Annotated in this window: 22 protein-coding genes; 7 read left to right on the top strand and 15 right to left on the bottom strand. The window is 42.3% G+C overall.

Annotated features, from left to right (window positions below):
* Positions 1-171: 171 nt before the first annotated feature.
* The 7 genes from C5Z26_RS07445 to C5Z26_RS07475 all read right to left on the bottom strand — a co-directional run bounded on the left by C5Z26_RS07445 (position 172) and on the right by C5Z26_RS07475 (position 6814).
* Positions 172-1005, bottom strand: a complete 834-nt coding sequence (locus tag C5Z26_RS07445) for a PRD domain-containing protein (RefSeq protein ID WP_105449340.1) — start codon at positions 1003-1005, stop codon at positions 172-174.
* A gap of 22 nt (positions 1006-1027) precedes the next feature.
* A complete protein-coding gene (locus C5Z26_RS07450; RefSeq protein ID WP_105449341.1) occupies positions 1028-2479 on the bottom strand; it encodes a glycoside hydrolase family 1 protein in 1452 nt (483 codons plus the stop codon).
* 3 nt (positions 2480-2482) lie between these two features.
* Positions 2483-4327: a PTS beta-glucoside transporter subunit IIBCA gene (locus C5Z26_RS07455; RefSeq protein ID WP_105449342.1), complete on the bottom strand. Its 1845-nt coding sequence runs from the start codon at positions 4325-4327 to the stop codon at positions 2483-2485.
* 200 nt (positions 4328-4527) lie between these two features.
* Positions 4528-4836, bottom strand: a complete 309-nt coding sequence (locus C5Z26_RS07460) for a helix-turn-helix domain-containing protein (protein WP_105449343.1) — start codon at positions 4834-4836, stop codon at positions 4528-4530.
* Entirely contained in the window at positions 4829-5218 is a 390-nt protein-coding gene (locus C5Z26_RS07465) for a type II toxin-antitoxin system RelE/ParE family toxin (RefSeq protein ID WP_105449344.1), read from the bottom strand. Before C5Z26_RS07465 ends, C5Z26_RS07460 begins: the two co-directional genes overlap by 8 nt.
* Before the next feature lie 179 nt (positions 5219-5397).
* Positions 5398-6336 (bottom strand): alpha/beta hydrolase, encoded by a 939-nt coding sequence (locus tag C5Z26_RS07470; protein WP_105449345.1) that lies wholly within the window; start codon positions 6334-6336, stop codon positions 5398-5400.
* The gene (locus C5Z26_RS07475; RefSeq protein WP_105449346.1) at positions 6329-6814 is read right to left on the bottom strand and encodes a DUF1836 domain-containing protein; all 486 of its coding nucleotides are present in this window, start codon (positions 6812-6814) and stop codon (positions 6329-6331) included. The genes C5Z26_RS07470 and C5Z26_RS07475 overlap by 8 nt, the downstream gene beginning before the upstream one ends.
* Positions 6815-7018: 204 nt before the next feature.
* Between C5Z26_RS07475 and C5Z26_RS07480 the strand changes: the two genes are divergently transcribed.
* Complete coding sequence (locus tag C5Z26_RS07480; protein ID WP_105449347.1) at positions 7019-7492, top strand: nucleoside 2-deoxyribosyltransferase; 474 nt, start codon at positions 7019-7021, stop codon at positions 7490-7492.
* Positions 7493-7714: 222 nt separating this feature from the next.
* Positions 7715-9265, top strand: a complete 1551-nt coding sequence (locus tag C5Z26_RS07485; protein WP_105449348.1) for a bifunctional metallophosphatase/5'-nucleotidase — start codon at positions 7715-7717, stop codon at positions 9263-9265.
* A 66-nt stretch (positions 9266-9331) separates the two neighbouring features.
* Here C5Z26_RS07485 and C5Z26_RS07490 read toward each other — a convergent pair whose 3' ends face one another.
* The gene (locus C5Z26_RS07490) at positions 9332-10192 is read right to left on the bottom strand and encodes an aldo/keto reductase (protein ID WP_105449349.1); all 861 of its coding nucleotides are present in this window, start codon (positions 10190-10192) and stop codon (positions 9332-9334) included.
* Between the two features lie 131 nt (positions 10193-10323).
* Between C5Z26_RS07490 and C5Z26_RS07495 the strand changes: the two genes are divergently transcribed.
* Positions 10324-11091: a threonine/serine exporter family protein gene (locus C5Z26_RS07495; RefSeq protein WP_234005652.1), complete on the top strand. Its 768-nt coding sequence runs from the start codon at positions 10324-10326 to the stop codon at positions 11089-11091.
* A gap of 14 nt (positions 11092-11105) precedes the next feature.
* Positions 11106-11591, top strand: a complete 486-nt coding sequence (locus C5Z26_RS07500; RefSeq protein ID WP_105449351.1) for a threonine/serine exporter family protein — start codon at positions 11106-11108, stop codon at positions 11589-11591.
* Between the two features lie 45 nt (positions 11592-11636).
* Here C5Z26_RS07500 and C5Z26_RS07505 read toward each other — a convergent pair whose 3' ends face one another.
* The 4 genes from C5Z26_RS07505 to C5Z26_RS07520 all read right to left on the bottom strand — a co-directional run bounded on the left by C5Z26_RS07505 (position 11637) and on the right by C5Z26_RS07520 (position 14016).
* The gene (locus C5Z26_RS07505) at positions 11637-12464 is read right to left on the bottom strand and encodes an undecaprenyl-diphosphate phosphatase (protein ID WP_105449352.1); all 828 of its coding nucleotides are present in this window, start codon (positions 12462-12464) and stop codon (positions 11637-11639) included.
* 108 nt (positions 12465-12572) lie between these two features.
* A complete protein-coding gene (locus C5Z26_RS07510; RefSeq protein WP_105449353.1) occupies positions 12573-13091 on the bottom strand; it encodes an O-acetyl-ADP-ribose deacetylase in 519 nt (172 codons plus the stop codon).
* A gap of 3 nt (positions 13092-13094) precedes the next feature.
* A complete protein-coding gene (locus C5Z26_RS07515) occupies positions 13095-13676 on the bottom strand; it encodes a TetR/AcrR family transcriptional regulator (protein ID WP_234005653.1) in 582 nt (193 codons plus the stop codon).
* Positions 13677-13692: 16 nt separating this feature from the next.
* A complete protein-coding gene (locus C5Z26_RS07520) occupies positions 13693-14016 on the bottom strand; it encodes a magnetosome magnetite crystal formation protein family (protein WP_105449354.1) in 324 nt (107 codons plus the stop codon).
* Positions 14017-14196: 180 nt separating this feature from the next.
* On the opposite strand from C5Z26_RS07520, the gene C5Z26_RS07525 reads away from it, so the two are divergent.
* Positions 14197-15150, top strand: a complete 954-nt coding sequence (locus C5Z26_RS07525; RefSeq protein ID WP_105449355.1) for a DUF1002 domain-containing protein — start codon at positions 14197-14199, stop codon at positions 15148-15150.
* Between the two features lie 165 nt (positions 15151-15315).
* On the opposite strand, the gene C5Z26_RS07530 is transcribed toward C5Z26_RS07525, so the two are convergent.
* Positions 15316-15807 (bottom strand): MarR family winged helix-turn-helix transcriptional regulator, encoded by a 492-nt coding sequence (locus C5Z26_RS07530; RefSeq protein WP_105449356.1) that lies wholly within the window; start codon positions 15805-15807, stop codon positions 15316-15318.
* Between the two features lie 164 nt (positions 15808-15971).
* A complete protein-coding gene (locus C5Z26_RS07535) occupies positions 15972-16640 on the bottom strand; it encodes a TetR/AcrR family transcriptional regulator (RefSeq protein ID WP_105449357.1) in 669 nt (222 codons plus the stop codon).
* 293 nt (positions 16641-16933) lie between these two features.
* Between C5Z26_RS07535 and C5Z26_RS07540 the strand changes: the two genes are divergently transcribed.
* Both C5Z26_RS07540 and C5Z26_RS07545 read left to right on the top strand, forming a co-directional pair.
* Positions 16934-18586, top strand: a complete 1653-nt coding sequence (locus tag C5Z26_RS07540; protein ID WP_105449358.1) for a phosphoenolpyruvate carboxykinase (ATP) — start codon at positions 16934-16936, stop codon at positions 18584-18586.
* 213 nt (positions 18587-18799) lie between these two features.
* Entirely contained in the window at positions 18800-18997 is a 198-nt protein-coding gene (locus C5Z26_RS07545; RefSeq protein WP_105449359.1) for an LBP_cg2779 family protein, read from the top strand.
* A gap of 145 nt (positions 18998-19142) precedes the next feature.
* Here C5Z26_RS07545 and C5Z26_RS07550 read toward each other — a convergent pair whose 3' ends face one another.
* Entirely contained in the window at positions 19143-20174 is a 1032-nt protein-coding gene (locus tag C5Z26_RS07550) for a C40 family peptidase (protein WP_105449360.1), read from the bottom strand.
* Between the last annotated feature and the right edge of the window lie 261 nt (positions 20175-20435).

Genomic DNA, 20435 nt, shown 5'->3' on the forward strand with positions numbered 1-20435 from the left:
TTGGGATGCCTTTAGCAGAAAGTTCAAGGCTACTTTCTTGTGCAGATATTGTAATTCGTCTTGCAAAAAGCGGGACAACAATCGGGTTATTTGCGCACATTAACATAAAATCGGCAGTCATTCTCAAAGCTAGAATGACTGCCGATTTTATGTTATCTCACGCTCTTTTTATTACTTCAAGATCCGTTGAATCTGTAACGCCATCAGCATTGTTTCTTCAGCTGGTATCGGCGTTTTAAACTTCATATTTAAGTAAACAGTAACTTGCTTAGCAATTTGAAAAGCTCGTGGATTTTGGCTTTGAACTAACGCTACCATCGCTGGATCAGCATCCGTCAACAAACGCTTGGCAATCGCCCGTTCCACAAGAAACTTGACATGAATAATACACCGTTGAAAGTTAGGACTACTCTCATCTAAGCCACTGCCAGCTTGATATTTAATAATATTAATAATCCGACCAATTAGCTGACCAGCTTTTAGGGCATCTTTTCGTTCATCCGTGCCATTCTCAGCATTAATCACATGTGCTGCAATATTGGCCGCCTCTTGTTCTGAAAAATCAGTTCCACTAGTCTCATTCACCAGTGTCACGGCAAATTGGCCAATTTCGAACTCATTCGGATAATAAGTTTTAATTTCCCAATAAACACGATTCGTAATCACAATCCCTTTTTCAGCACGTTCTAATGCGAATTTTAAATGATCCAATAACGAAATATACAATGTGTCACTAAGTTTAGTAGTCATTCGTTGGCTCGCATGTTTAACAATTTGTTGCGTAATTTCAATTAATTGTGGTGAAGAGGAGGCAATCGTTGCCAGCAACTGCTCCACATTAGCATCTGGGGCTGGAACAAAAACTTGATTAAAAGCACCTTCAGTTATAATAGCACCATTTTTTTGCCCATAACCAATCCCTTTACCAAGTAAAATAAATTCTTGATGCTGCTCGTTAGTTGCCAACACAACGCTAGAATTTAGCACTTTTTTGATGTGTAACACGTAATCGCCTCCCAAATATTAATTATGTTAAATCAGCTCCATTCGTTCGGATTACCTTTTGGTACCAAGCAAAAGAATCTTTCCGATATCGTCTAAGCGTTCCATGGCCTAAATCATCTTCGTCGACATAAATAAAACCATAGCGTTTAGACATTTGTGAGGTTGAAGCACTGACTAAATCAATTGGTGCCCAACTGGTATATCCCAAGAGATCAACCCCGGCGTCAACTGCTTTAATCATCGCTTGAAAATGAGCCCTAAAGTAATTAATTCGATAATCATCATGAACTTCGTGCGTTGCTGTTAACACATCTTTAGCCCCCATGCCGTTTTCAACAATCATTAGAGGCTTATGATAACGGTCATAAAGCTGTAACAATGAAATTTGGAGGCCAGTTGGGTCAACGGTCCAACCCCATTCAGTTACATCCAAGTGGGGATTTTTACCACCGACAACTGTATTTCCGGTCGTTAAAGTCAGGTTATTTTGATCATAGGATGAAACCATCGACATGTAATAACTGAAAGAAACAAAATCAACTGGATTTGCTTTTAAGATTGCTAAATCATCAGGTGCTAGCTTAATTTCAATCTGATTGGTCTTAAAATAATTTAAAACTAATTCAGGATATTCACCGAAAACCTGCACATCCGCTGGAAAATAGTTCATTGTATTTTTATTAAACGAGGCTAATACATCACGTGGATCAGATGAATTTGGATAATCGGTCAGTTTCGTCAACATACAGCCAACTTGACTGCCCGGAATAATTTCATGACAAGCCTTGGTGACCAATGCCGAAGCTACAAACTGATGGTGAAAAGCTTGATATTCGGTTTGTAGTAAATTGGCCGTTTGATCTGGAATAATTCCGGCCGACGTAAACGGATGGCGCGTGACACTGTCAATCTCGTTAAACGTCAACCAATATTTAACATCTGTTTGAAAGGCTTTAAAACAAGCTTTGCAAAATTTAACAAATAAGTCAATAACGCGTCGATCGGCCCAACCATTATACTTAGTAGCCAAGGCTAGTGGCATTTCATAATGTGAGAGCGTAACAATGGGCTCAATCTGATACGTGTGCATTTTAGCAAAAATAGCTTTATAGTATGCTAACCCAGCTGCATTCGGTTCATCTTCTTCACCAGTAGGAAAAATCCGAGTCCAAGCAATCGATAACCGTAACGTTTTGAAGCCCATTTCGTGAAACAACGCTAAGTCTTCTGAATAGCGGTGATAAAAATCAATCCCTCGCCTTTTCGGGTAATCCTCAACATGCTTCGTTTTAAGTGCCATTTCAATATCAGCAGTCGTTACACCAACCTGTTTACGGTAATCCTGAACGTCAACTTTTGGTTTATAAGTTGCCACATCCGCAACCGACAACCCTTTACCATCAACATTCCATGCACCCTCAACTTGGTTGGCAGCAATCGCGCCACCCCACAAAAAATCTTTTCTTAAACTCATCAGCTATACTCCTAACTTAGCAATATTCATAACTGCATTATCAATTGAATTTTCACGATTTTCATCAACCGCTACTGTATATGCGTCCTGATTGGTCACAACCATCATCGTAATCGGATTGTAGCCAGCCGCTTTAATCTGTGCTAAATCAAAAACTTCTAGCACCTCACCAGCTTGCACTCGCTGACCAACTTTAACATCAGACTCAAAATACTGACCATTTAGTTGAACTGTGTCTAAACCGATGTGAAATAAAATCTCGGCACCATTATCAGTTTTCATGCCCAATGCATGTTTAGTTTCATAGACCATCTCAATCGTGCCAGCAGTTGGTGCAACCAACCGACCCTCACTAGGTATAACTGCAATTCCTTGTCCCAATAGGCCTTGTGAGAAAACATCATCTGGGACCGATGACAAAGGCATCAACTTGCCAGCAATTGGCGCTTTTAAGTCTTCAGCCAACACCGTAGTTGTATCAGTAAGCGTTTGTTCCGTATCTGACTCTGTTTCGTTCTGCCACAAACATAAACCGGCAACAAACGAAACAACAAATGAAATACCAAAGCCAATTAATGCATGCATTAGATTCGCTGGATTAGTTTTGTCAACATACATAGGTAAGCTGGCTAAGCCAGGACCAACTAACGTAAAGGCACTGAGCCCAGCGATTCCAATATAGGTCCCTCCAACGACCCCACCAATAATAACGCTAATTAAAGCGCGCTTATGTTGTAAGGTTACCCCGTAAAGTGCCGGTTCAGTAATACCGAATAGGGCTGAAATACCGGCTGAAATTGCTGTTGCTCGTAATTTAGTATCTTTGGTCCTAAATGCAATTGCAAAACAAGTCCCGCTTTCAGAAATATTATGCGCTAACGATGCGGGTAAATAGAGTGACTCTTTGCCAACCGTACTAAACGTGGCTACCACGTACGGAATCATTGGTTTGTGCATACCAGTTGCCACCATGAAAGGCAATACGCCAGCCAACAATGCAGTTGCAACCCAACCAAGATGCGTATTTAAAAACAAAATAGCGCTTACAAATCCTTCACCAGCGACATATCCGAGTGGCCCTAAAAATAACAGCGTAATTGGTGCTGTAATCAACATGGCCATCATGGGTACAAAGAAAATACGAATTGGTTTTGGTGAATATTTAGTAAAGAATCGCTCCATTACTGCATAAAACAAAACACTTAAAATAGCCGGAAATACTTGAGAACTATAAGTCACATTCATCACTGACATGCCAAATAAATTAGTTCCTTTAGCTAACATTGTGACCATGTCTGGTAAGATTAAGACTCCCACCGTTGACACCGCAACTAATGGATTAACTTTTAATTTTTGGGCAGCCGTAATCGCAACCAATAATGGTAATAGGTATAGGGGGGCGCCACCAACCAAATTCAAGATTTGATAAGTTTGACTTTTATCACTGACCCAACCAATCATTGCTAATAACATTAACACGGCTTTCAGAATCCCACCACCAGCAATTGCTGGTACTAATGGCTGAAAAACTCCAATGATGAAATCTAAAATGACTTTCCCAAAAGACTGTTTGGAGCCTTTAACCGCAATACTGTCAGTACTATTGCCCAACAGAGCTTGAACCGCATCAAACATTTCAACAACATCGTTCCCAATGATAACCTGGCATTGACCGCCCGCAATCACAGCTCCGAGCACCCCATCAATCGCCTTTAATTGATCTAAATCAGCCTGGTCAAAATCATTTAGTGAAAACCGGAGACGGGTCGAACAATGAATGAGACTTGTCACATTCTTAATGCCACCGACACCTGCAACAATTAACTTAGCACTTGCTTTAAAATCCATATCTATTCCACTCCTAACGACAAAAAACAGGACCTAAAAAGTAGTGAGCTAACGCCCGTTACTCTTTTAGATCCTGCCTGCATTACCAGTTACATGTCTAGTTTATTTATTTCTATGTTATTAATGTAAGCCCTTTCTTAGCCGGTGTCAACCTTATTTTTCATTTCAAAATTAATTCGTGTCCCTCACAAGGACTCATCCTAGCCCCTAATTAAGGTCAATACCTCGGGTTGCTTCTTAATAATTTCTAGCAATCGGCTGGCACTACGACTAGGACGAGATTTGCCACTTTCCCATGATTCAACTGTCCTTGGTGACACAGAAAGAACCGTTGCCAAGACCCGCTGAGTAACTTCAATTTCTGCACGAATTGCTTTAATTTCAGTTGCACTATACTGTGGTGCTGGCATAATTGAGACTTCATGAGTTGTAACCTGTGACCCATCGCCATTCAATGCTGCAGTTGCTTGTCGGATACTCTTTTGTAAAGCTGTTAATTTTTCAGTCATTTTCATAAGCCTTTCTTGATAATAATTTTGAAAATTTATATAGGGCCCTTTTTTCTGGATTGGTGAGTGTTACTTTATGATTTTTCTTATAGATTTTAAGAAACCAGAGCTGGCTACCTTGAGCAACAAAATAAATGGTCCGATAACTACCACTTTTTCCTTGTGTACTTTCTGGATCGGCATAACGATACTTGTATGCGCCACCAGTACCCTTAATGATACTACCCGGAAATTTTTTGCCATGGTTGTTTACTGGAAGCCTGTTTCGATATGCGGCAATCTTAGCCTCAAAATCATCACGGTGTTTTTTAGTTAACTTTAACTCACACCATTCTTTATTGAACTCATCCGTATAGACAAACGTGATATTAGGGTTACTCATAACAGACCTTTCTGACTACTACGCATAAATCGTATACGATTTATGCGTAGTAGTCAATTCATTAATACTTTAACGATGTACCTAAATGTAAATCCGAAAAAATAGTCCAATACCTTGAAATGATAAACTAACAAGGCATTGGACTAACTATATAAAAACTGCTTACAATTAAATTCGCTTTACTTCACATACATTCCCATAAATTGCGTTACCTTTTGCGTATACAATTTCGGTTGCGTCGTATACGATTCGGCATGGCCTGCACCTGGTACCACCCAGATTTTTTTAGTCTTAACTGTGGTGGCACGATAATTTTGGTAGACCATCTTGGTTGGCACAAACGTGTCCTGACCACCATGAATGAAAAAGATGGGCAACTTATTATGCTTTAGCTGCGCAACTGAACTCGCTTTAAGAAAGTTAAAGTGAGCTTTCGCATCAGCGACCAAACTCGCGGTATAAATTAGTGGGAATTTTGGTAAATGATACAGTTCTTTGAGTTCATAACTTAACTCGTCACTCACACTCGTATAACCACAATCTTCAATAATCGCTTTAACCTGTGACGGTAACGGTTCACCGCTCATCATCATGACAGTGGCACCCCCCATTGAGACACCAAACAGGCCAATCTGGCTCTTAGGACCAACCCGTTTGACGACTTGGCGCGTCCACTTAACATAATCTAGACGATCCGGCCAACCAAACCCATAATAATCGCCGGCACTTTGACCATTGCCGCGGTCATCAGGAGCTAAAACATTATATCCACGGCGATGCCAGAGACGAATATAGCTTGCCATCTGTTCTTTATTCCCCATATAGCCATGGGCAACGACAATCGTCCGTGTCGTTTTTTTAGTTGCCGGTACAAAATCAGCCACTAATTTTAAATGATCCGTTGCTGACCATTCATGCCAAGTTTGTTTTTTGACAGTCTTCAGCCAAGCTTGGTTCTTTTTTAAAGTTGTATGACTGCGTTTAGAACTATGCGTCAAGACTTTCGGCGTCGGCTCGAAAGCAAAATGATAGAGATAGAAACTCCCACCTGTTATCCCGATAACAACGACAGCAACCACTGCGACGACAGCAAGTAGCCATTTTTTACGTTTAGTCATTGGTCGCTACCTCGCTTGCTAAAGTGGCTAATTGTCGTTTCGTTAATAAGTGAGTTGCGACCGTCTGGGCAGCCAACTGAATCGCTTTTGTCATGACATCCGGGGCTAATGTCACTGTTTGCCCACGCAAAGTTTGTTCAAAAGCCTGACCGAACTGCGTGTATCGCGCTTCAATCTGACGCGACTCTCGAATCGTTAAAATCGCCTGACTAATCGTCGTTAAAGAAAAGTCTTGCTTTAAAATTGTCACGACCAACACGGCAGCTAACTGATGCCGTGCATACTGCCGCCCCGTCGTCGGTCGACTAAAGAAATGTTGCTTCACATAACTATTGACCATCGTTTTAGTGACCGCTGGAATCTCCAGGGGGGCCAGGGTTTGGTTAACTAACTGTAATAATTGATCCATATAAACTGGCATTGTTGGGAACTGTTCCCATGGTAATAAGTGAAATTCAGTTAAAGGTTGTGCTGTCATTATTCGACCTCCTAAGTTAGTCTTAAGTTACCGTAACTCAAACTCAAATTCAAGCTAATTTAGTTTTATTAATTATATTATATAGATTTAAAATCTATATAAAAATCTAGTCCGGCTGCTTATCGAAAATAACTTGAACCGGCACCCAATTTTCGGCTAAAATGAATAAGACTTAAAATTACGCATTACAGAAAGGACCCTTTCATGAATAACGTTTATTTAGCCGCTCCTTTTTTTGACGAGGCCCAAAAAGCACGCATTGCTCAGGTTAAAGCTGCTTTAATCGCTAACCCAACCATCAACTCAGCCGGTATTTTCTTACCAGAAGAGCACCAATTCGAAGCTGAACCCTTTGGTAGCCGAGCTTGGCAACAATACGTCTATGCCTCCGACATGCGGCAAGTTCACCGCGCTGATCTAGTGGTCGCCCTGCTCGACTTCGACATGACCAGTGACACTAACGAACCTGATTCCGGTACTATGTTCGAAATTGGCGCCGCCGTGGCTGAAAAAACGCCGGTCTTGGTCGTTCAATTCGATGCTGACAAACAACTCAACTTAATGATTGCCCAAGGCTTAACTGCTTATTTCGATGCTAGCAAAGATGGATTACAAGCATTAGCCGCATACGATTGTGACAACCTTAAATCCAGACCAGCCAAGCGCCCCGTTTTTTAAATCTTTAAATCGTCAACCGTTCAAGCCCCGCACTTCACCCGGCACTATGTCGTGATGAAATGCGGGGCTTTTTAAGGCACCAAGTCGTCATAAAATCTAATTAAGCCCAAACATTTAACACCGCCGTCGACTAAAACTTTGCATTGTTCGTTACCAAACTAAACTTAAATGGCATTAATATTGTTATAATAGAACTTAAACAAAATGTGGAGGCCCGCCGTTATGCAAATTAAATTAATCTCGACTAGTGATGTTCATGGTTATTTAGCGCCCACCGACTATAGCCGGCGTGACCACGTGGTGCCCTTTGGCCTTAGTCGAGCGGCGACAGTGATTCAACAATTAACTCAGATAGACAACGATGATGTTTGGCCAATCGTCATTGATAATGGAGACTTCGTTCAGGGCTCACCTTTGACTTACTTTATTGCGCGCCAGCACCAAGAAGCCGCCCCGTTATACTCGCGGTTAGCCAATCGTAATCACGTCCAAGCGGGCGTTTTTGGCAATCACGAATTTAACTACGGTCTCGACTTTTTGGACCTGTGCGAATCAGCCCGTAATTATCCCATGTTGGCCGCTAACATTCATGATGACCAGCACCGAACCTTATTTTCAAAACCCTACACCATCCTAGAACGCGCCGGCGTTAAGGTTGCCATCTTAGGCCTCACCACCCAATTTGTTGCCCATTGGGAACTCGCCAAACATTTAGACGGCCTGCACTTTGAAGACGTCGTGGCAACGGCAAAAAAGTATGTCCCTAAGTTACGCGCCTTAGCCGATGTCGTGGTCGTTGCTTACCACGGTGGCTTGGAACGTGATCCCCACACGGATGCGCCCACAGAACGCTTAAATGGTGAAAACCGTGGCGCCGCTTTATTGGCAGAAGTCCCAGGGATTGATGCGCTTATCACCGGCCATCAACATCGAAAATTAGCCGTCACGGTCCATGGTGTTCCCGTGACCCAGCCTGGGATGAAAGGTACTAACGTTGGCGTAATTACCCTTGATCTCAACGATCAAAAACAAATTATTCATGGGCAACCAGCGGTTTTAAGCGTAAAAAATGCGCAACCTGATGCTGAAACTATGGCATTAATCCAACCGATTAATCACAAAATGGAAGACTGGTTAGACACCCCGTTAGGTAAAATTAATGGCAACATGTTGGTACATAATCACTTAGAAGCCCGGTTACACAACCATCCTTATATTAACTTTATCAACCAAGTTGAGATGACCGCCACTGGAACTGATATTGCGGCGACGGCACTCTTCAATAATGATGTCCCTGGTCTCAAACAACACGTGACGATGCGCGAAGTCATGAATAGTTATATCTACCCAAATAAACTCGCTGTTGAAACAATTACCGGTGCAGCTTTAAAACAAGCACTGGAACGCTGTGCCAGTTATTTTCTGTTGCAGGCTGGACAAGTTATCGTCAATCCTGAATTTTTAAAGCCGAAATTGCGTCATTATATTTATGATATTTATAGTGGCATCGACTATACCTTTGACTTGACCCGCCCCATTGGGCAACGCGTGGTTCAACTCGATTATCATGGGCAACCCGTGCAACCTGATCAACCCCTAACCGTCACATTAAACCATTATCGTGCCGGGGGCGGTGGTAACTATCCGATGTATTCACGTGACAAGATCACCCGGCAATTATCCATTGACATGACAGTTCTAATCGCTGATTATTTTGCTGAAAATCCAGTGGTTACAGCGCGTCAACCTACTAATTTTAAAGTCCTTTATTAAGAAAAAAAGCGGGTCCCTAGCTAAATGTTGACATTTAGCTAGGGACCCGCTTTTAATCACTAATCTTTAGAAATCAACTTCATCAGGGTCGTTAGCTAAGCCAGCTACCCCATGCATGCCATTAATGGTTTTCACATCTTCAGCACTCAATTCAAAATCAAATAATTCTGTATTTTGTTGAATCCGATCAGCGTGCACTGATTTTGGTAGTGGTAAGAAACCACGTTGCAATGACCAACGGAGAACTACTTGTGCCACACTCTTTTGGTACTTATCCGCAATCGTCTTCAATGCTGGAATACCAAAGATTTTACCCGTGCCTAATGGACTATAAGCTTCGGACAAAATGCCATGTGCCTCATTGTAAGCCACAACTTCAGGTTCAGTGTCACTAGGATTCAAGAAGATTTGGTTCACGGCTGGTACCACTTTAGCCGTCTTTAATAAGACATCTAAGTGGGCTGGCCGGAAATTAGAGACCCCAATTGCCCGGGCTTTACGAGCCGCATATAAGTCTTCCATCGCCCGCCAAGTATCGGCCGTCAATTGTTCAAAGTTAGCTCGCATCGCTGCTGGATTAGGCCAATGAATTAAATATAAATCAACATAGTCTAAGCCTAACTTGTCTAATGACGTCGCTAACGCGGCCTTAGTCGCTTCATAACCATGATCAGCATTCCAAAGCTTTGTGGTCACAAATAAATCTTTGCGGTCAACGCCACTATCTGCAATCGCTTTACCAACACTATCTTCGTTGCCATAAGCGGCCGCGGTATCAATATGGCGATAACCAGCTTTTAAAGCCGCCAGTACGGACTCATAAGCCACTTGACCATCAGGCGTTTGCCAAGTCCCAAAACCAACAATGGGAATCTTGGTGCCATTATTCAAACTATACGTATCGGTAAGCTTTGTTAATTGTGTCATTAAGAAATGCCTCCAGTATTTTATTTACTAAGACTAAGTTTACTCGTCAAGGGGGGCCTTGGTCAAGCATCTTGTCCCTAAATAGATGACACCAACTCGATTCGGTGCGAAAATATGATTATCTTAAGTAAATGGCGGTGATAATGATGGCCGATGCGACGCTATTAATGCAAACAGCCCTATTAGCTGGTGCAACCTTGTTAGAAAATGGCGCTGAAATTGCGCGCGTAGAAGATACCATGCAACGGATTGCCGCTAATGCTGGTTATCCTGACGCCCAAATTTTTGTTTTATTAACCGGTATTACGATTTCATTACCAACCGTCACCGCTAGTCAGGTGCGCGCTATTCATCAACGGGGCATGGACTTAGAAAAGGTAGATCAAGTGAACACATTGTCACGCCAATTCGCCCAACACCAAATTACCCTCCCAACATTTGCAATCAAATTAAAGCACGTCAGTCAAGCTGTGCCGACCTTCCGTTTTTATTGGTTAGCCTTAGCGGCCGCCATCGTCAGTGTGACACTAATGATTGCCTTTACTGGACATGCCACGCCAGCCGATTTAATCACGTGTGGGCTGGCTGGCGTTGGCGGCTTCAGCGTTTATTATTGGATCAATCGCCTAGGTCAAATTCGGTTTCTAAGTGAATTTGCTGGGGCTTTAATTATCGGTATCATCACCCTACTTGGGTTTTATCTAACAACTGGTCACTATCATCCGGATGCCATCATTATTGGTGCCATCATGCCGTTAGTGCCCGGGGTCGCCATTACAAATGCTGTCCGTGATACAATGACTGGTAATTTGTTAAGCGGTCCAGCCCGGGCGATGGAAGCAATTCTATCCGCTTGTGCGATTGGGGTTGGAATTGCCTTAACATCGATTTTTTATTAAGGGAGATGCTTAACATGGGACATTGGTTATTAACCACCGGCTTATTACAAACCTTACTCGCTTATTTAGCCACTGCGGGTTTCGGTGTTTTATTAAATATTCCACGGCGAGCAGTTAACCTGAGTGGCTGGGTGGGCGCAGCAGGCTGGGTCACCTATGAAGCGATTGCTCAGGTTTTGCCACTAACTATTAACATCAAGCTTGCATTAGGCAACTTAGGCGCTGCCATTGTGATTGGCGTCGCTAGTGGTTGGGCGGCACACTATAAACAAATGCCGATGATTATCTTCAATATTCCTAGCTTAGTTCCACTCGTCCCCGGTGGGCAAGCCTATCGCGTTGTGCGTAATCTAGTCACCGGGCATCCCGCCATAGCGACCCATTATTTTGTCCAAGTCGTCATTATTGCAGGCGTAATTGCGATTGGGTTTTTAATTGCTGAATTTATCAATCGTTTAACTTGGACTTTAGCGCAACAAACACCAAAGGATCACGCTTGAAATCAGTTTTCAAGCGTGATCCTTTTAAAAATCAGTCGTTCAGTCTTAATGGACCAGTGTGAAGTAGGCAATTACTAAGGCCCCGAGCACAATTCGATACCAACCAAAGACCTTGAAGTCATTGCGTTTGATGTAATCTAACAAGAAACGAATCGATAAGTAAGCGACCACAAAGGAGACAATCACCCCAACTGCTAGAACAACCCCTTGGGCGCCAGCTAATGAATTACCGTGATCAAAATACTTATACAACTTCAATAATGACGCCCCAAACATGGTTGGAATCGCCATAAAGAATGAGAACTCAGTCGCCACATAACGCGACGTCCCAATTAAGATTGCACCTAAAATCGTAGCGCCAGAACGCGACGTCCCTGGGACTAACGAAAGTAATTGGAAACAACCGATAAAAAGCGCCGTCGTATAAGGCAACGTCTTTAATTCACTGAACCGTGGTGTTAAACGTTTATTATGATTTTCAATCACAATAAAGAGCACCCCATAAATAATCAAAGTTGCTGAAACCACCGCCCAATTCATCAGATGGGCATCCATCCAATCATTCAATGGCAACCCAATAATGACCGATGGAATGACCGCTAGAATCACTTTACTCCACAACACCCAAGTATCCCGCTTTTCCGGCCGACTCTTACGTGGCGATAAGGGATTTAGCTTATGGAAGTAGATGACAACCACCGCCATAATCGCTCCTAATTGAATCACCACATTAAACATATCCGTAAACTGCGTTGATTGTTGCATCTTAATAAACTCATCAACTAAGACCAAATGCCCCGTTGAACTAATTGGTAAGAATTCAGTAATCCCTTCAACAATCCCCAAGATTACTGCTTTAATAATATCTAACACTGGCTAATTCCTTTCTTTTTCAACCCTTGCAACTGGCATTTAAACTATTTAATTATAGCAAGGCCACTAACGAGTTAATAGCACAATTCAGTAAGTATTTTGTAAAGTTTAGGCTGATAGGGCCGCCAAAGCCTGATCAAAGGCACTTTTAGTTTCGTTATCGAAACAAACAATCTGAATCAACGCCACCGTTTTAGCCGTGGTTTGGGCCGTTGCTTGCAATGTTTGTAACGCAATCGGGGCCGCTAATGCTAAGGGAAAGTGATAGACCCCCGTACTAATTGATGGAAAAGCCACCTGTTGACAACCATGCGCTGCAGCAACGTTCAAGCTATTGCGATAACTATTCGCTAGCAATTGCCGCTCGTTATGCTGCCCACCACGCCATATTGGACCAGGCGTATGAATAATAAACTTGGCCGGCAAACGATACCCGCGAGTTAACTTAGCCTCCCCCGTTGCACAACCGTTTAATAACCGGCAGGCCGCTAATAAGGCAGGACCCGCAGCCTGATGAATCGCACCATCGACGCCACCCCCGCCTAACAAAGTTGTATTCGCTGCGTTCACGATTGCATCCACTTTGACTTGGGTAATATCGCCACGCTTAATTTCAATTTTAATCATCCGTTAGTCCCCCGCCATAATTAATTGAACACTGACGGTTGCTTGTTGCTTCAACTGGGCTGCGCTCGGCGCCTGCTTCGCTAAAATCTGCAACCCGGTCCGAACTTGCATTAAACTAGCCGCCAATGCAGCCACAGAGGCCGGCAAAGTTGCCGCATGGGGACTTAATATCCCCACTAACCGCGTTTGTAACCCAGCATATATGGCTTGCGTCTGGTCAGCAATGAGTTGATCTTGATCCCCAACTTCAGCCATTGAATTAACCATGAAACAGCCCGCTGGCCACCGGTCACTTTGAAATGGCAGTAGCACACAATCTGTTAAGAGCGCTGTTAGTGGCGTTCCCAACGCTTGATCACGTTGGATTAGTTGCGTTAACTGCTGATCCAACACCGCCTGATAAGCCTGTAAACTTTGCCGTAATGCGACGGCCTTGCTATGATAATGCCGATAGAACTGCGATCGTGACAGCTGCCCGCCACGTACTAAGTCATCCACTGTCGTCTGGGCATAGCCGTATTGCCAAAACTGCACCATGAAGGCTTCCACCACTGCTGATGGCATTGCTTTTTGCGTTGTTGTCATTGCCGACACCTTCCTTTTATTCAGTAACTAAATATTGAATGCCACGCACAATTGCCCCTAAATAACTCACCAGTGCCACCAAACTTAGCACCCCGAGCAAGCCAATTGCTAACCAACTACTCTGACTGAAATTAGCCATATAAAAGCCCGATACTGCCAAAATAACGATAAAAGCGACCGCCAATACTGCTGGTAATAAGTGGAGCCAAAAAGCATGAGCCGCCGTTCGATGCACGGCTGGGTTATCGCGCGATACAGCCCACACGATTAATGGAAATAAAACGGGTAAAAATAAAATACTAAGATAACTTAAACTATTAATAATCCGATTATGGGTCATCTCAATCCCACCCCTCAATTAGTTACCCCGAGTATAGCGAAACTGACGCTTATCAGCAAATGATAAAGAATTTTTAAAATGTTTAGAAGTCTCTCAAGGTTGGGCCGCCAATCCGTGCGCACCGCCTTTCTTCTGCTATACTTTAAAGTGCATTAGTTAAGATGCGGAGGGAAACTGCTTATGAAACGACACATCAAATTCAAATGGCAACTATTACTGGTTGCCCTACTCCTGAGTTTTGGCAGTTGGCAAACGTTAGCCCATGCGGCTGACGAGCCAATCGTCACCTTAGGGTCCAGCTTAACCAGTAGTCAAAAAACGGGCACCATCAGTACTTTAACCGCTAGTCTAAATGGGGATAGCTATCAAACCTTAACGGTTAACGGGGATACCTTAGTCAAATATCTGAATCCGGCCGGTGAAAGCTTTACTAGCACTTCAGGCGTTTGGTCGAGTGCGATGATTCAAAAGACCAGTTCAGGATCCGGCATTAATGTTCAAATTCTTGATTACAACGGGACCAACAATATTACGACAATCACTGCTAATCAATATAAAAATGCCGCATTAACGGCTGGGATTACGGATGCCAACATCTATGTCACTTCAGCCACCCCAATTGACGGCTCAGGGGCCTTAGCAGGGGTCTACGCCGCTTACGCCCAGAGCGGTAACCAGTTAAACACCAAACAAGTTAATGCCGCTCAGAGCGAATTAAGCACGTTAAGCGGCATTACTAGCACCAATAAGAATAAAACTGGTTACTCAGATGCCCAACTGAATAATGCCGTAGCTGGTGCCAAGCAAGCCATGGCAAAAAAAGGCAGCACTGTCACCAATAATGAAATTACGACCATTGTGAACCAACAAATTACTAATAATAACTTAACTAATGTGATTACTAATAATCAAAAGACCCAGTTGATTAATCTTTTAATTAAAGTCCGCGATTCCGGGGCCTTAGACTCAGCCAGCTTTAAGACGCAGGCCAGCTCTTTAATGAAGAATATTCAATCGAATGCTAAAGGAATCTTTAGTAAATTGAACACTAAAGAGAACCAAAATTTATTGCAACAAGTGTGGACGGCCATCACCAACTTCTTTAGTTCGATTTTTAAATCAATTTTCGGCTAAATGAGCAAAAAGCGCGTGGAACAAAAGACAGATTGTGACCGTAACAAGGCCCAGTCATTACCTTTTGTCGCCCGCGCTTTTTTATTGATGCCCTTCAAGCCAACCAAAAAGGTCATTTAACTAACTTGTGTAAGTTAGCTAAATGACCTTTTTAAATGATGTCCATTAAGCTTGTTTTAAAGCCGTATACTTAGGTTTTTCAACCGTCTTGCTGGCATCTTCATTAACGAATTTATCCATGAATTCTTCTACTAAGTCTAATGTTTGATATTGCTTAGCTAAGTTGAAAGATTGTGACCATTCCCGATTGCGTTGTAATAACTCAGAAAAGACAACATGTTCAACCCGTGCGCCTTCAGGAGTTAACTTCAACACCTTGTTACGGCGATCATGATCTTCAGCTTCTTGATATAAATAATCTTTACGTAATAGGCGACCGATTAACCGTGAAATCGCTGACCGCGTCACGCCATGAGTTTCCGCAATATCCATTAAACGAATCTTGCCTTTAGCTTCGGCAATGTCATAAAGAATATAAAATTCGTCTAGCGTAATCCCGTGCTCCGTGGCTGGTTCCGCAAACATGTCAGCTAAGTTTTTAAAGCCGTGTAAGTACATATGGCTAAACCGGTTAAAAAATTCCATATCATCATTCATATAAAAAATCTCCCTTTCAATTCAAAAGCCGAATTATAATCTGTTAGTCTTCATAATTCGCTCCAAAGTTATTATAAAATTAGTAAGCGCCTTTTATCATTTCCCCGATTTAAAGTGTACTAGTATATTTTATGAAATACAAGGTCTTTAGGTTATTTTTTATATTAAATTTTTATTTCAGAACTTAAATCAATGGTCGCCCGCTCATGTAAGTAACTAATGAATTGACGGTAGTAACGATCGGTATTGTACTTAGCGGTGCTCAAATAAATTCGGTTGATTGTTTGCTTATCTGCACCAAGCAATAAATAAAAGGATTGCTCGATATTTTCGGCAATCGTTTCCACACTAACTCGTAATAATTTACGCTTGAAAAAGACTGCCATGCCACCAGATATTGAAAAATTAATGGCATATCTGATTGCCGAAGTCTCACCCGCAACCCCGATACTTTCTAACCAATCCAGACTGACTAATACCAGCTCAGTCGTTAATTCTGGGCTAGCGAAGACGTCTTTACTAAAGTGTTCAAGCTTGGGATTTTCATCTAACACGCGCAACATAAAACACATTTGAATGATAGTCCGTTGTTCAACGGTCAAATCAGTTAATTGCTCATTACTATAGACAAACACGCTTAACATCAGTTCATTTAACATCGTACTTAATAACACGATTTTTTTAGGAAAATAGTGTTGTAACAACGATTTACTGATAGCGCACGCTTCGGCAATATCTTTCATCTGCACGAAGTCATAGCCTTTTTCGGCAAATAACCGAAAAGCTGTATTTACAATTTCGGCACGCCGTTGCGTATTTCTTTTTCGGGGCATAAACTTTACCTTCTCTTCATTTTTAACTAGTTCAACACTAAGTTAACCGTTTTAATCATTTTAAATCGTGACTTAATTCTACCATTTTTTTTAATATCAACACTAAATAAACTATACTAATATATCTTTACTTGCAACTTTTATGAAAACAAACCGATTAATTACAGCTTGTTTTCATAAGTTGCGTTATGAAAATTTAGCTTAGGCGGCCGTTTGCTTCGCTTTATAAAGCGCTTACATTAAGCTGTTTTATGTTAAACTTAACTTAATCATCATGATAAGGAGGAGTCCACATGAGCACTAAAAATACTTATCAACTAGCTGATATTGGACGACATAATCCGATTTTTTCACCATTACGTTCAACGATTGAGACAGCCTTTTACGCCAATAATATGACCCATATTACAACCGTTCAAGCGGCTTATGAGCGTGCGGTGATTAGTCCCGGCACAATCAAGACTGATTTACCGATCTATCGACCAACTGACCTCGGGTTACCTGCCGATGCTAAAATGTTAGTCGACAATACTGGTAAGGTCGTTGGCCGGACGGCACAAGCACGGCGTATTCTCGGTGATCCAGGCGTTGATGAAGCTGATATGACTGGTCGCATTCGTCAAGCTATCTATGTTAGTCAAACACAACCTTTTATTAAAACCGACGTCTTAGTCGGCTTAGATCCGGATTTTACGGTCCGGGCCCACTTAGCACTCCCGGCTGGTTTTGCAACTAATTTATTATCTTACTTGCTGAATTTCCAGCCCCTCACTGCTAACTATCAAGCCATGTTTAAGGCTTCCACGCCCTATCCAGAAGGCGATATCTATATCTATGCGGATCCAACTTATCATGATCCCGATTATCCTAATGGGCTAGCCTTATTCGACCCTAAACATAATGTGGCCGCCATCCTTGGCTTACCTTATTTTGGTGAACTCAAAAAAGCCACCTTAACATTAGCCTGGTCAATTGCCCATCGCCATGGTTATGTCGCTTGTCACGGTGGTTTAAAAGCCTTTCACTTTAAACAGCAAGCCGATCAAGTTTTTGCGATGTTCGGCCTATCAGGCTCAGGCAAATCCACTTTAACACATGCTAAACATGGTCATCATTATGATATCACCGTTTTACATGACGATGCTTTTGTTATTAATCGCCAAAATGGGAGCTCAGTCGCCTTAGAACCAGCTTACTTCGATAAAACCAACGACTATCCGATGACCGCTAATGAAATTAAATACTTTATGACAGTCCAAAATGTTGGCGTCACATTAGACGAACAAGGCCGCAAAGTCCTTGTTACTGAAGATCTGCGTAATGGTAATGGTCGGACCATCAAGTCACGTTATGCCTCAACTAATCGCGTCGACAAAGAAGCGGCTCCTATTAATGCTATTTTTTGGATTATGAAAGATGACAGTTTACCACCGGTTATTAAAGTCGATGATGCCGTACTAGCCGCCACATTTGGGGTCACCCTGGCAACTAAGCGTAGTTCAGCGGAAAATATCGTTGGTGACATTGACCGCAACGCCTTGGTGATTGAGCCCTTCGCTAACCCATTTCGTGTCTACCCTTTGTCAGAAGACTATCATGACTTTAAAGCACTCTTTAAAGACCGTCAACTTGATTGCTACTTACTTAACACCGGTTCCTTTGGCTCTAAAAAAATCCCGAAGGAAGTCACCTTAGGGGCCTTAGAAGCCATCGTTAATCAGACGGCCCAGTGGGAAAACTTTGCAGGGCTGGATCATTTGCAAAACTTACAACTAGCAGATTTTCCCGTTGCTGCTGAAGATACCGATTATCGTCGCTTAGTTGCAGCCCGGTTAGCCATTCGTGCTAACTTTGTGGCGCAATATCAGCAGACCCATACTGATCAGCTCCCCGCTGAAATTACTGCTGTGTTGACGAAGTTGCAACACCAATTAACAGCACATTAAATAGTAACAACCAGTAGTCTAATAACGACTCTGACCTAAAACCAGCTTACCGATATCAAGATTTTTATTGCCATTGCGTCATAATGGCACCAAAAATAGCTTACTTTTAACTTGGCATTCATTCGCGCCCCGTTTTAACTCAATTAAGGTTATAATAAAAGTATCAGTTACCGCACTGAACTTTTACGAATCTTAACAATCGGGGTGAAGAGCATGGAACTACCATTGAGTCAATTATCAGAAAAATTAATCGAATTTGAGCGTCAACATCATCTTACCGATGGCGACCTTGCCTTTGGCAGCCAACTATCAGTTGAACGGATTCATAACATCAAATCCGGTGAAGTCACACCAACACAAGCAGAAATCCAATTGCTTAAAAAATTCATGAATAGCCGCGCTAAAGCTTAACTAACCGTTGCGACTTCATTCAGAGCTTGGGAAAATCCAAGCTCTTTTTTTATCACTAAAAGATGCAATCAAAAAAAGCTGACCCAATTGTCAAACGACAGTTGGATCAGCTTTCTAACTGGACTAAAAGCCCACTATTCTTTGATTACATGTGGATAGCAAAACTTGGTGTGAAGTAAGCAGTACTCTTAACAGATGCTGGATCACCATAGTCATGCGCACCAATATATTGGCCGCCGCCTAAGTAGATTGCAACGTGATAAGGGTTTGCAGAGTTACCCCAGAATACTAAGTCGCCAGCTTGAGCTTGGCTAAAGGCAACATGGCTACCAAGTGCAGCTTGTTGTGAAGTCGTCCGGCCAATAGTAATACCAGCCTTAGCAAAAGCTAATTGCGTAAATGCTGAACAGTCTAATTGACCGCTACCAGTACCGTAAGGAGTACCAACTAAGCTATATGCAGCTGAAATGGCTGAGCCATAAGTTGCACTGCTAGTTGAGACAGTTTTAGTACTCGTTGAGTTGTCATTAGTTGAGTAAGTGGTTTCAGTTGCTGAAGCACTTTGGGTGCTGGTGCTTTGACTAGCAGCACTTTGAGTTGATACTGAACTAGTAGCAGCTGAGCTTTGTGTCGTTGCTGAACTAGTAACAGCTGAACTTTGCGTTGAAGCTGAGCTAGTTGCGACACTTGATGACGTCGTTGAGCTAGTAGCAGCACTCGTTGCGCTACTTACGCTAGCTGTTGAGTTACTGCTTGATTGAACCGCAGCACTCGTTGCAACACTACTGCTTGAAGCAGCTTGGCTGGTACTACTTGCACTAGTAGTCGTCGTCGAGCTGGTTACAGCAGCACTGGTTGCTTGGCTACTAGTTGAAGTAGCGGCACTCGTTGACTTAGCACTGCTTGCACTAGCAGTAGTCGTGGTCTTTGAGGCCTTGTCAGTAGTCTTAACACCTGGGATGTTAATTTTTTGACCAGCAATAATTAAGCTAGCATCGCTTAAGTTGTTTTCAGCAGCAATTTGCTTAACTGAAACGTTATATTTTTGTGAATAGCTCCAAACCGTATCCCCAGAATGGATTGTAAGTGTGTCGGCATTTGCGACTGCTTGACTAGTTACTAATAAACCAGCTAAAGCAGCGGTTCCTAACATTACTTGTTTAATATTTACTTTCATTTTAATGATGATCACTCCAAAAAGAATGTCACGCATATGTACTTCAAGCCAAGCTCTATACTACCTAAGTTGTATTACACAGCAGTGCCATTTAAATAACATTATGTTACGAACGTTACAGAATCTTAACAATATGCGACAAACGTAATATTACAATTTCAGATTCCCACAACCACGCGGTTTGTCATCCATCGTTTTTTGGGTTATGCGCGATTCTTTTTTTAAAAGTTTTTTAAATTTGTAAAAAAATAAGCAAATGAG

The organism is Lactobacillus sp. CBA3606 (assembly GCF_002970935.1).
In the GTDB taxonomy this organism is placed as follows: domain Bacteria; phylum Bacillota; class Bacilli; order Lactobacillales; family Lactobacillaceae; genus Lactiplantibacillus.

What these genes read in the sequence shown, in the direction of transcription:
- C5Z26_RS07535 (WP_105449357.1), bottom strand. Translation starts at nt 16,640, where the DNA reads ATGCCCCGAAAAAGAAATACGCAACGGCGTGCCGAAATTGTAAATACA.
- C5Z26_RS07540 (WP_105449358.1), top strand. Translation starts at nt 16,934, where the DNA reads ATGAGCACTAAAAATACTTATCAACTAGCTGATATTGGACGACATAAT.
- C5Z26_RS07470 (WP_105449345.1), bottom strand. Translation starts at nt 6,336, where the DNA reads ATGACTAAACGTAAAAAATGGCTACTTGCTGTCGTCGCAGTGGTTGCT.
- C5Z26_RS07460 (WP_105449343.1), bottom strand. Translation starts at nt 4,836, where the DNA reads ATGACTGAAAAATTAACAGCTTTACAAAAGAGTATCCGACAAGCAACT.
- C5Z26_RS07450 (WP_105449341.1), bottom strand. Translation starts at nt 2,479, where the DNA reads ATGAGTTTAAGAAAAGATTTTTTGTGGGGTGGCGCGATTGCTGCCAAC.
- C5Z26_RS07455 (WP_105449342.1), bottom strand. Translation starts at nt 4,327, where the DNA reads ATGGATTTTAAAGCAAGTGCTAAGTTAATTGTTGCAGGTGTCGGTGGC.
- C5Z26_RS07520 (WP_105449354.1), bottom strand. Translation starts at nt 14,016, where the DNA reads ATGACCCATAATCGGATTATTAATAGTTTAAGTTATCTTAGTATTTTA.
- C5Z26_RS07475 (WP_105449346.1), bottom strand. Translation starts at nt 6,814, where the DNA reads ATGACAGCACAACCTTTAACTGAATTTCACTTATTACCATGGGAACAG.
- C5Z26_RS07525 (WP_105449355.1), top strand. Translation starts at nt 14,197, where the DNA reads ATGAAACGACACATCAAATTCAAATGGCAACTATTACTGGTTGCCCTA.
- C5Z26_RS07500 (WP_105449351.1), top strand. Translation starts at nt 11,106, where the DNA reads ATGGGACATTGGTTATTAACCACCGGCTTATTACAAACCTTACTCGCT.
- C5Z26_RS07550 (WP_105449360.1), bottom strand. Translation starts at nt 20,174, where the DNA reads ATGAAAGTAAATATTAAACAAGTAATGTTAGGAACCGCTGCTTTAGCT.
- C5Z26_RS07510 (WP_105449353.1), bottom strand. Translation starts at nt 13,091, where the DNA reads ATGATTAAAATTGAAATTAAGCGTGGCGATATTACCCAAGTCAAAGTG.
- C5Z26_RS07490 (WP_105449349.1), bottom strand. Translation starts at nt 10,192, where the DNA reads ATGACACAATTAACAAAGCTTACCGATACGTATAGTTTGAATAATGGC.
- C5Z26_RS07530 (WP_105449356.1), bottom strand. Translation starts at nt 15,807, where the DNA reads ATGAATGATGATATGGAATTTTTTAACCGGTTTAGCCATATGTACTTA.
- C5Z26_RS07480 (WP_105449347.1), top strand. Translation starts at nt 7,019, where the DNA reads ATGAATAACGTTTATTTAGCCGCTCCTTTTTTTGACGAGGCCCAAAAA.
- C5Z26_RS07465 (WP_105449344.1), bottom strand. Translation starts at nt 5,218, where the DNA reads ATGAGTAACCCTAATATCACGTTTGTCTATACGGATGAGTTCAATAAA.
- C5Z26_RS07495 (WP_234005652.1), top strand. Translation starts at nt 10,324, where the DNA reads ATGGCGGTGATAATGATGGCCGATGCGACGCTATTAATGCAAACAGCC.
- C5Z26_RS07515 (WP_234005653.1), bottom strand. Translation starts at nt 13,676, where the DNA reads ATGACAACAACGCAAAAAGCAATGCCATCAGCAGTGGTGGAAGCCTTC.
- C5Z26_RS07545 (WP_105449359.1), top strand. Translation starts at nt 18,800, where the DNA reads ATGGAACTACCATTGAGTCAATTATCAGAAAAATTAATCGAATTTGAG.
- C5Z26_RS07485 (WP_105449348.1), top strand. Translation starts at nt 7,715, where the DNA reads ATGCAAATTAAATTAATCTCGACTAGTGATGTTCATGGTTATTTAGCG.